9 protein-coding genes are annotated in these 9819 nt (G+C 50.4%); 8 read left to right on the top strand and 1 reads right to left on the bottom strand.

Features of this window, described 5'->3' with window-relative positions; translation table 11 throughout:
- The 3 genes from HKN79_04705 to HKN79_04695 all read left to right on the top strand — a co-directional run.
- Nucleotides 1-246 (top strand): hypothetical protein (locus HKN79_04705; protein NNC82857.1); only part of this gene is annotated, 246 nt, incomplete at its 5' end.
- Nucleotides 247-372: 126 nt separating this feature from the next.
- Nucleotides 373-2247: a histidine kinase gene (locus tag HKN79_04700; GenBank protein NNC82856.1), complete on the top strand. Its 1875-nt coding sequence runs from the start codon at nt 373-375 to the stop codon at nt 2245-2247.
- Nucleotides 2240-3007: a response regulator transcription factor gene (locus HKN79_04695; GenBank protein ID NNC82855.1), complete on the top strand. Its 768-nt coding sequence runs from the start codon at nt 2240-2242 to the stop codon at nt 3005-3007. Before HKN79_04700 ends, HKN79_04695 begins: the two co-directional genes overlap by 8 nt.
- A gap of 225 nt (nt 3008-3232) precedes the next feature.
- Here the strand turns inward: HKN79_04695 and cls are convergent, their stop codons facing one another.
- Nucleotides 3233-4690, bottom strand: a complete 1458-nt coding sequence (gene cls / locus HKN79_04690) for a cardiolipin synthase (GenBank protein NNC82854.1) — start codon at nt 4688-4690, stop codon at nt 3233-3235.
- Between the two features lie 89 nt (nt 4691-4779).
- Between cls and HKN79_04685 the strand changes: the two genes are divergently transcribed.
- The 5 genes from HKN79_04685 to HKN79_04665 all read left to right on the top strand — a co-directional run bounded on the left by HKN79_04685 (nt 4780) and on the right by HKN79_04665 (nt 9681).
- Nucleotides 4780-6393, top strand: coding sequence for an ABC transporter substrate-binding protein (locus tag HKN79_04685; protein NNC82853.1), 1614 nt, complete (start codon nt 4780-4782; stop codon nt 6391-6393).
- A gap of 110 nt (nt 6394-6503) precedes the next feature.
- Entirely contained in the window at nt 6504-7190 is a 687-nt protein-coding gene (locus tag HKN79_04680) for a DUF2064 domain-containing protein (protein ID NNC82852.1), read from the top strand.
- Nucleotides 7191-7331: 141 nt separating this feature from the next.
- The gene (locus HKN79_04675; protein NNC82851.1) at nt 7332-7667 is read left to right on the top strand and encodes a 4-carboxymuconolactone decarboxylase; all 336 of its coding nucleotides are present in this window, start codon (nt 7332-7334) and stop codon (nt 7665-7667) included.
- A complete protein-coding gene (locus HKN79_04670) occupies nt 7667-8731 on the top strand; it encodes a radical SAM/Cys-rich domain protein (protein ID NNC82850.1) in 1065 nt (354 codons plus the stop codon). The genes HKN79_04675 and HKN79_04670 overlap by 1 nt, the downstream gene beginning before the upstream one ends.
- Before the next feature lie 20 nt (nt 8732-8751).
- Entirely contained in the window at nt 8752-9681 is a 930-nt protein-coding gene (locus HKN79_04665; protein NNC82849.1) for a glycosyltransferase family 2 protein, read from the top strand.
- Nucleotides 9682-9819 lie beyond the last annotated feature (138 nt).

Raw genomic sequence — 9819 nt, 5'->3', positions numbered from 1 at the left:
GAGGTGGCTCTGGATATCTGGTACGATGGGATGCTCCAGATCAGAGATACTGAACATTTCTTCCCCGAGGGGATTCGACTCAGTGTCTTTGATTACTCCGGAAGGGAAGTGTATGTAGCAGACATCCCTGATCTCCATTCTCAGGTCAGTATCCCATTGGATATAAAAACCTCCGGTGTCTACATGATCCGATGTGTGGGTAGGAATGGAAAGAGACTTGCGATAGACGCACTGTATCTCGAATGAGAATGAATCCTATGCCAGGATTCTGGGGCCAGGTGATCTGAAGTACCCATCAGGCTCGTGCCTTTTTCTATCTTTCGCTGAGAACTGGACGTCAGTCGCACAGCTTGTTTCTCAGCAATCATCTATATGCCTCATCCACGGATCTTCTATAGTATGCTCGTCCTGCTTCTTGGGCTGTCGTACCAGTCGGCTTGGGGGATAGAAGAAGGACGCTTCATCAATGTGGGTAAGGACGGGCTCTATCTCCACCTGCCTACCACGATCTCAGCAGAGGAGGCCTTGAGTCTCCTGGATGAATTCCAGCCTTCAGAGCGGGAGGTCTATACGCTCGGAGTATCTAAAGAGGCACTTTGGGTCTATCTGGATCTGAGTCAACGGGAAAGAGGATGTTACTACCTGAGCCAGTTGGAACCGCGCATGACGTCCTATAAGGTATTCGAGGTAGAAGGAGGTACACCGCATGAGGTGCTACATACGGGTATGTCCTTGCCCTTCAGGAGCAGGCATATGAACATTTCTCCTATGGTCTATAAGCTGCCTACAAACAGTGAGGGGATATACCTGCTTCGCTTCGAATCGAAGAACAATCGGACCATACCCATCTACTTGGCCGATAATGTGGGCTTGACCGATTATGTGGACAAACAATCGTTCATCAATGGCCTGTATTTCGGTCTCTTGATCATCATGATCCTCTACAATAGCTTCATCTACATCTCGGTCAGGGACATCAATTATCTCATATATATCATCTTCTTGATGAGTATGATCCTGCTCATGGGGTATATGACCGGAGTGCTTCAGCAATACATTTTTGCAGACTGCATCTACTTGAAGACCTATGGATCGGCCATCTATCCACAATTGTCTGGAATCATCGTAGCGCTGTTCATCATGCGCTTATTGAAGACACGCACTGATGCACCGGTCATACACCGGCTCTTGATCATGACGGCAGGTTTCTATGCCCTTTCTTTCTTATTGGGTCATTTCACAGAGAGCAAGATCGGCTACATCTTCACCCATGGGGCCAATGTATTCGGATCCATCGTGGTCTTTATCGCTGCCATCCGTACATTCTTCAGAGGAAGCATTACGGGTCGTTATGTATTGATGGGATGGCTTTTCTTGGCCGTGGGAGTCATTCTGTACACCCTTACTGAGAATGGCCTGATGGACTATCACTATATGGTGAGTCTGCATTATGTGCAGATGGGGTCGGCATTCGAGGTGCTCTTCTTCAGCTTTGCGCTTTCTGATAGGATCAATCGCTATAAGGAAGAACGGGTCAAGGCCGAGATGGAACGCCAGCAACTGCTCTTAGAGGCCAGTAGACGGGAGCGGGAGACCACACAGCGCCTCGCTGATATGGAATCAAAGGCTTTGCGCGCTCAGATGAATCCCCACTTCGTCTTCAATGCCCTAGAGGCTATTCGCTACTATATACAGCACAATGAACCTCAACAGGCGGAGACCTACCTGACCAAATTCGCCCGACTGATCCGCATGTATCTCGATACCAGCAAGGAGCGCTATTTGACCCTGCGCAAGGAGATAGAATTGCTCACCCTTTATACCGAGTTGGAGCACATGCGCTTCGAAGACAAATTCAAGGTGGAATGGAACATTGCTGAAGACCTGGATCTGGATGAGACACATATCCCATCTATGATCATACAGCCCTTGGTGGAGAATGCTATCAATCACGGACTGCTTGATCGGATGGATGACCAAGGTCTTTTGTATGTAGGATTCCGGGATATAGACGGGGATCTGGTTGTCGTGGTAGCGGATAATGGCGTAGGGCTGGGCGCAACAGAAGGTAAAAGGAATGATGAACACACCAGCTTGGGCAGGACCTTGATCAGAGATCGTATCCATACCCTGCAACAGACCGGATTGGGAGAGGTGACCAAAGACTATGCAGAATGGGAGCCTGAGAACCAGGAGTATCCCGGTACGAAAGTGACATTGGTATTCAAGGGATTCAGAGATGAGTGAGAGGACGTATACGGCAGTGGTCATTGATGATGAGGCCAAGCAGCGGGCAGTGATCCGCAAAATTTTGGAAGACCGACACCCGGAGATACGCATAGTGGGTGAAGCGGCAGATGCGCGTACAGGAAGGACCCTCATCCAGGAGTCTTCACCGGAGATCATCTTCTTGGACATCCGCATGCCCAGAGGCAGTGGACTGGATATGCTCAAGAAGTTGAATGATGTGCGTTCAGAGGTCATATTCATTACCGGTTATGACCAATTCGCCCTGCAGGCGCTCAAACTCTCGGCAGTGGACTATCTCCTCAAACCTTTGATGGAAGATGAACTGGCTGCTGCTATAACTAAGGCCACCGATCGTATTCACGGGAAAAGGAAGCAGCAGGACTATGATCTCTTGCAGCACAATCTGGACAATGCTGAGGATCAGCGCTCCATGATCCATCTTCCCGGAGTGGATGATCTGGATCTAGTGCAGGTGGGAGACATCATCCGATTCGAGGGTGAGCAACGGTATACCCGGGTATACTTGAAAGGTGGCCAGGATATCCTGAGTTCCTATAATATCGGAGTCTTCGAGGATCTGCTGCATGCCTATGACTTCATCAAGACCCATAAGTCCCATCTGATCAATGCCCAGCACGTTAAAGCCTTACTACAGGATGGCCTATTGCTCCTCAGTGATGACTCTCAGGTACCTGTGTCCCGCAGGCGCAGGGAAGAAGTCAAGTCCTGGCTCACCAGAAGCCACTCCACTGGATAACACTCTGACCGATAGTTGAAGTGCCATCACCGATAGTCTTAAAGGGTCCATTCGCGCGCATGACTGCCTTATTTTCACACTCCGTCTGAGGACCCAAGTCCATATCACATGTTTGGAAAAGGTTATTTGATAAGAGAACAGGACTGATTACACGGCCCAGGCAGCTATTCGATTTTGTTAGTGCTAATGTGGAGGTGGTCGAGAGATTCGACCCCTCCATTTTTTTTACATGATAGGGGAGAGCAATCGGGCGATCCGCTCGACCATTTCTTTGAATACACTTCTATCGCACCATCGATCACAGTCTATGAGCATGGAGTCCTCCAGGTCATTCTGGAAAGCCTTCCGTAGATCATCTGAGACATTCTCATCATAGACGATCGCATTGACCTCGAAATTGAGGTCGAAGCTGCGTATATCCAGATTTGCCGTACCTACGATAGAGAGTTGGCCATCCACCACCATGGTCTTGGCATGGATCATCCCTTTCGTATAGAGGTAGATTTTCACTCCGGCCTTGAGCAATTGCTTGAAGTAGGATCGGCCCACCAGGTCCACCATACGACTATCCGACTTTTCCGGTAGTAGGATCTTTACATCCACACCTCCTAGAGCGGCCATGATCAGGCCGTCCAGCATAGCTCGGGTGGGTACGAAATAAGGCGTAGTGATCAAGAGTTCCTCATCGGCCGATTCGATGGCCTTCATCAATGAATAGAGTATCGTAGGTCGTTCGGAATCGGGTCCGCTGGCCGCTATTTGCACCATCACATCCCTATCCGTCTTTGCACTACCTAGATCATCAGGGAAGAAATGCGACTCGAAAGGAAGGGCCTCTTCGGCAGAGAAATTCCAGTCGGAGAAGAATAGATATTGGAGATAGGCCACACCGGGTCCTTCTATGCGCAAGTGGGTATCCCGCCAGTATCCTTGCTCGAATCCACGGTCGTTCACATACTCCTCAGAGATATTGATTCCACCCGTATAGGCCACCTTGCCATCTATGATGGCGATCTTCCGGTGGTTGCGGTAATTGATCCGAGAGGCGAGTAGATAGAATTTGATACTGTAGAAAGGGAAGACATCCGCACCTGCTTGCTTCAGTTCCTTCTCCATACGGCCTTTTATTCCCCTACTTCCAAAATCATCATAGATCACACGCACAGTCACTCCTTCTTGTGCTTTCTGTATGAGGATATCCTTGAGCTCATTGCCTATCACATCATCCTTCCAGATGTAGTACTCCATGTGGATATGGTCTTTGGCCGCCTTCAAGTCATCGCGCAATCGCTGATACTTATCCTCCCCATTGATCAGGACATCCACCGTATTGCCATGGGTCAAGGGACTTAGCCGGTCATTGAGCAAGAGACGCGCCATCTTGCGAGTGTCATTGTTCTCCCCGAGATAGCGGTCTATCAGGCCTTCGGTGTGTGCATGAAGGTCTTCGCTCATCACCTCTTCCAGTTTCTGATTCCCGATCGACTTACGCTCGAACATCTTCCGGTTCCTGTAATTCACTCCGAAACTGAAATAGAAGATGATTCCGAGTACAGGTACCATGAGTACCAACATCAGATAGGCATAGACCTTGGCCGTCCGCTCGGTATCATAGATGATGCGATAGAAGGTGAATAGCAAGAGTAGGATATACGCGACTTCGACAATGATCATCTGATCCATGGGCATAAAATAAGGATTTGCACGAGGCATGTTGGTATCTCCATATCGAGGCCGGTCCGGTGTCGAAGAGGGGAGAATACCTTCACAGCATGCAAGCGCATGTGTGTACTTTCCTATGGATCTGCTCCTTGGCATTGATGGTCTCCTGCGGTGTGAAGGAGCGTCACCCCGATAAGCAGATATTCTACTACAATGAGTCGGCCGGCATCTCATCGCTCGACCCGGCCTTTGCCAATAATCTGGAGAATATCTGGTGGGTGTCCCAGCTCTATAACGGATTGGTGCAGATGGATACCGCATTGCACATCCAGCCCTCCATCGCCAAGTCCTGGGAGATTTCTGAGGACGGTCTGCGTTACACCTTCCATCTACGATCGGATGTATGCTTCCATCCGCACGAGCTTCTGAGTCCTCAACGTGTGGTCACGGCCCGTGATTTCGTCTATTCCTTTGAGCGTATCATGGACGGGTCCATTGCTTCTCCTGGGTTATGGATCTTCGATAAACTCGATCAGGAGAATCCCTATGAAGCGACAGATGACAGCACATTGGTCATTCATCTGGCACGTCCTTTCCCTCCCTTCCTCGGAATGCTGGCTATGCCGTATTGCTATGTGGTGCCTCATGAAGTGGTGACACATTATGGCGATGATTTCCGCTCCCATCCGGTAGGTACGGGTCCGTTCAGATTCAACTTCTGGATGGAGGATGTCAATTTGGCCCTACTCAAGCACGATGATTATTTCGAGCGAGATGATTCCGGAGAGCCCTTGCCTTACCTGGATGCGGTATCGGTCTCCTTCGTTCCCGATAAGAGCACACAGTTCTTGGACTTCTTGAAGGGCAAGTACGATATGATGAGTGGGGTCTATAAGGAGTACCGCAATGAGCTCCTGACCGATGAAGGAGAACTGGCCGAGGCCTATCGCGACCGGATCTATATCCAGCGCCAGCCTTTCTTGAAGACCGATTATCTCGGTATCCTTATGGAAGATGCTCCTATCGGACTACAGGACAAGCGCGTTCGTCAGGCCATGGACCTCGCCCTGGACAAGGCACAGATGGTCCGCTATATCAAAAGCAATACGGCCATTCCCGCTACATTCGGTTTCGTGCCTCCTGCATGTTTCCTAGAGCCTGTGGACGATAGTTTGGCCCAGACACATGACCTAGAAAGTGCTAAAAAGCTATTGATCGAGGCCGGATACCCCGATGGGGAAGGCTTGGAAGAGATCACGCTCAGCACCACATCGGATTATGTGGAACTCTGTGAGTACATCCAACATCAACTGGGTAGAATCGGGCTGAAGGTCGAGGTGGATGTGCTACCTACCTCCATGCATCGCACGGCCGTATCGGCAGGTGAGATACCCTTCTTCCGTAAATCATGGATTGCCGATTATTCGGATCCAGAGAACTTCTTGGCCTTGTTCTACTCCGAGAATGCTGCCCCCAAAGGAGCCAACTACACCCGATTCAATGATGCGGGTTTTGACAGTCTGTTCGTGAGTAGTCTGAAAGAGATCGACCCTGTGATACGTGACAGTCTGTACCGGGAGATGAATCTGAAGATCCGCTCAGAGGTTCCGGTCATCCCTTTATTCTATGACATGGTCATGCGATTCGTTCGTAAGGATGTGACCGGTCTGCGGAGCAATGCCATGAATCACCTGGATCTCAGGTATGTGCGTAAGAAGAAGTGAGGCTTCTCTCGTCAGGAGAACGGGCAATACCCTAGCAATCCAATTCTGACTTCTAAATAAAGGATCGGCATTCCTTGGGTCAGGCCCCGTGCCCGACTACATTTGTGCAGATGGGTCAAAAGCGTACTGCTATACTATATTTTGCCTACAGACCCGATGTAGAAGCACTCCGCAAGCCGATTTTCAAGCAGCACGGTCATGAAGTGAATGTGCGTTTCTACAAGGAACTTCAAGAAGAACTCTTCGGTCAACTGACACCCCTTGGACTTCCCGTTGAACACATCGATGAGCGCCAGCAGCACGGTCATGGATTCGGGGAGCGTTTTTGCAATGCCATTGAAGATGTATGGGCCCGCGGTTATGACCAGGTCATCATCCTCGGAAACGATACTCCTGAACTGGACGCATCGGTCTATCAACAGGCCTATGAGTTGTTGCGGCAGGATAAGACCTGTTTGGTCAAGACCCATCGCAACGGTGTGGCCCTCATCGCCTTGCAGAAGGAGCGGTATTACCGTCATCTATGGATGGAGCTCCCGTGGCAATCCGAGCGCATCTTCGATGAACTTTTCGATTGCATGGCTTTCTGCAAGGTCCTGGGTCCCGATGCCATCGAGTTGAATAACCTGGCCGATGTATTTGCCTATCTCGAGATGCATCGAGGTAAGGACAGCATTGCTTTTCTCATAGAGAGCATTCTCAATCCACTGAGGAATTTTGTGAGCCTGCATCTCCGTGAGAAGGAGAGTGGCTTCATCAGCACCCGCAAACTCAGAGGTCCTCCGTTCACCTGCTGAGGAGAAGGTTCTCCACGTTCACCATCGATCATGTGAAAGTACAGATGGCCAATCCCCAAAGGACGTTGGCCGATCTGTAGAGCCCATATCCCATCGACCAGCTCGGTGCGGATGAGTTTCATACATACAACCTAAAAAATCATGTCAAAACCGTATTACGTGGACTCCGACCTCGGAAAATTCGGAGATATAGGAGAGTGGAATAAAGAACTGGCCGATAAGTTCTTCGACTACTATGGCGATGTATTCAAGACCGGTGCACTGACTGCCCGCGAGAAATCCCTGATCGCATTGGCTGTGTCTCATGCCATCCAGTGTCCCTATTGCATAGATGCCTATACTTCCGATGCACTGAAGCAAGGCGCAGATGAAGAGCAGATGATGGAGGCCATACATGTCACGGCCGCTATCCGCGGTGGTGCATCTCTGGTACATGGAGTACAGATGATGAACAAGGCAGGTGAACTGACCATGTGATGACCGTGCTCAAGAAAGCAAAGAAGACCTCGCTCAAGTACCGCGCCCATGAACTGGCCTCGGTAGATGTGCAGCATAAGATCCTCAGTGATCATGATGCAGTAGGGATATCCAGCTTCGCCTCACGTCTACATGACCTTGGGCATCCAGTTCTCCATGCTACAGGAGTGGAGATATTCCAGGTCAATGTCGGGAAGATGTGCAATCAGGTCTGCAAGCACTGCCATGTAGATGCTGGACCCGATCGAAAGGAGATCATGACACGCGAGACCATGCAGGCCTGTCTGGATGCGATACGAGATACCGATATCTCAACAGTAGACCTGACCGGTGGAGCACCTGAGATGAACCCCGATTTCCGCTGGTTCGTAGAGCAACTGCGTGCCATGGGAAAACACGTGATGGTACGTTGCAATCTGACCATCATCGTAGCGCATAAGAAATACCATGATCTACCCGAGTTCTTCAAGAGGCATCAGGTAGAGGTGGTTTCATCCTTACCTTATTTTGCTGCGCGCAGGACGGATGCACAGCGGGGAGAAGGCGTATTCGAGAAATCGATACGGGCCTTGAAGATGCTCAATGAAGTCGGATACGGTAAGCCCGGGAGTGGGTTCAAACTCAATCTGGTCTTCAATCCCAGCGGGGCCTTCCTACCGGGCGATCAGGCCGATCTGGAAGCTGAATTCAAGATCAAACTCATGGACGGCTGGGGTATCGAGTTCCATGAGCTCTATGCGATCACCAATCTGCCGGTCTCTCGATTCTTGGAATATCTGGTGGCCAGTGGGAACTACGAGCAATACATGCAGGAACTGGCCAATGCATTCAATCCTACAGCCGCACTCGGGGTGATGTGTCGAAATACGATCTCTGTAGGTTGGGATGGCTATCTCTATGATTGCGATTTCAATCAGATGCTCGAGATGAAGGTGGCGAGTAAAGGCCAGCACGTCAGCGAATTCGATATCGCAGCGCTCAATACTCGGCCGATCCTGGTCAATCAACATTGCTATGGCTGCACAGCCGGTGCCGGGAGTAGCTGCGGTGGAGCGACCGCTTGATGCCTGTACATTCGTAGGCGATGTCGGAACTCGTCAGTATCATCATTCCCTGTTATAATGCAGCCGATTTCCTGGAGAGATGCGTACGCAGCGCTGTAGAGCAGACCTATCCATCGACCGAGGTCATCTGCGTGGATGATGGGAGTACAGATGCTACCTGGCAAGTGCTTCAAGAACTAGCGGGCCGCTTTCCAGAGCTCAAACTGATCCATCAGGAGAACCAAGGAGCCCCGGCAGCTCGGAATGCCGGACTGGAAATGGCTCGAGGTGCCTACATCCAATTTCTGGACGCAGATGACCGATTGATGCCTGAGAAGATCGAACATCAGATGCAATGTCTACAGAAGAACGGTCCGGCAGATATGGTGGTCGGGAGTTATCGCAGAGTAGATGTAGAAGGAAAGGTGCTCAATGAAAAGGTGTATGCGCAACTCAAGTCCGAGCTGTGGATACACCTCATAGAGACCGACTTGGGCTGTACCTGCTCCAATCTATTCAAAAAAGAAAGCCTGCTGGAGATAGGTGGGTGGAATACGGCAATGGAAAGCTCTCAAGAGACCGAATTGATGCTGCGATTGCTCCAGAAGGACACGCATCCCATTAGCGATGAGGGTCGAGTCTTGACGGAAGTCTGGGTGCGTGATCAAGGGTCCATTTCGGCACAGGATACTGTGGGCAACTGGCAACGATACATCGAGCTTCGTGCACGGATGCGTGATGCGGTCGATGGTAATCCGGCTGTTCTATCGGCATTGGATCAACGCATATTCGATGCATGCAGATTGCTGTATCAAGAATATCCAGAACTCGGACTTCGATACCTGCAAGAATATCTAGCACCGGGATTCAAACCCGTTTCTTCCGAAGTCACTTCTCCGCTCTATGTCAAGCTATATCGCCTCTTCGGATTCAAGGGTGCTGAACGCATCAGGCGCCTGTTGGGAAGGTGAACTACCTTGCCTTGAGTCAATGAATTCAATTGCACACCTTTGCAGGCATGTGCGGGATCTCAGGAATCTGGTTGAAGAAAGGCCGTCTGGAGCCTGAGGTATTGCAGCGCTTCAACGATACGATGACCCACCGCGGTC

The organism is Flavobacteriales bacterium (genome assembly GCA_013001705.1).
GTDB lineage: Bacteria > Bacteroidota > Bacteroidia > Flavobacteriales_D > JABDKJ01 > JABDLZ01.
Note: the sequence above shows the minus strand (reverse complement) of the source record. Positions and strands in the feature narration are given on the sequence as shown.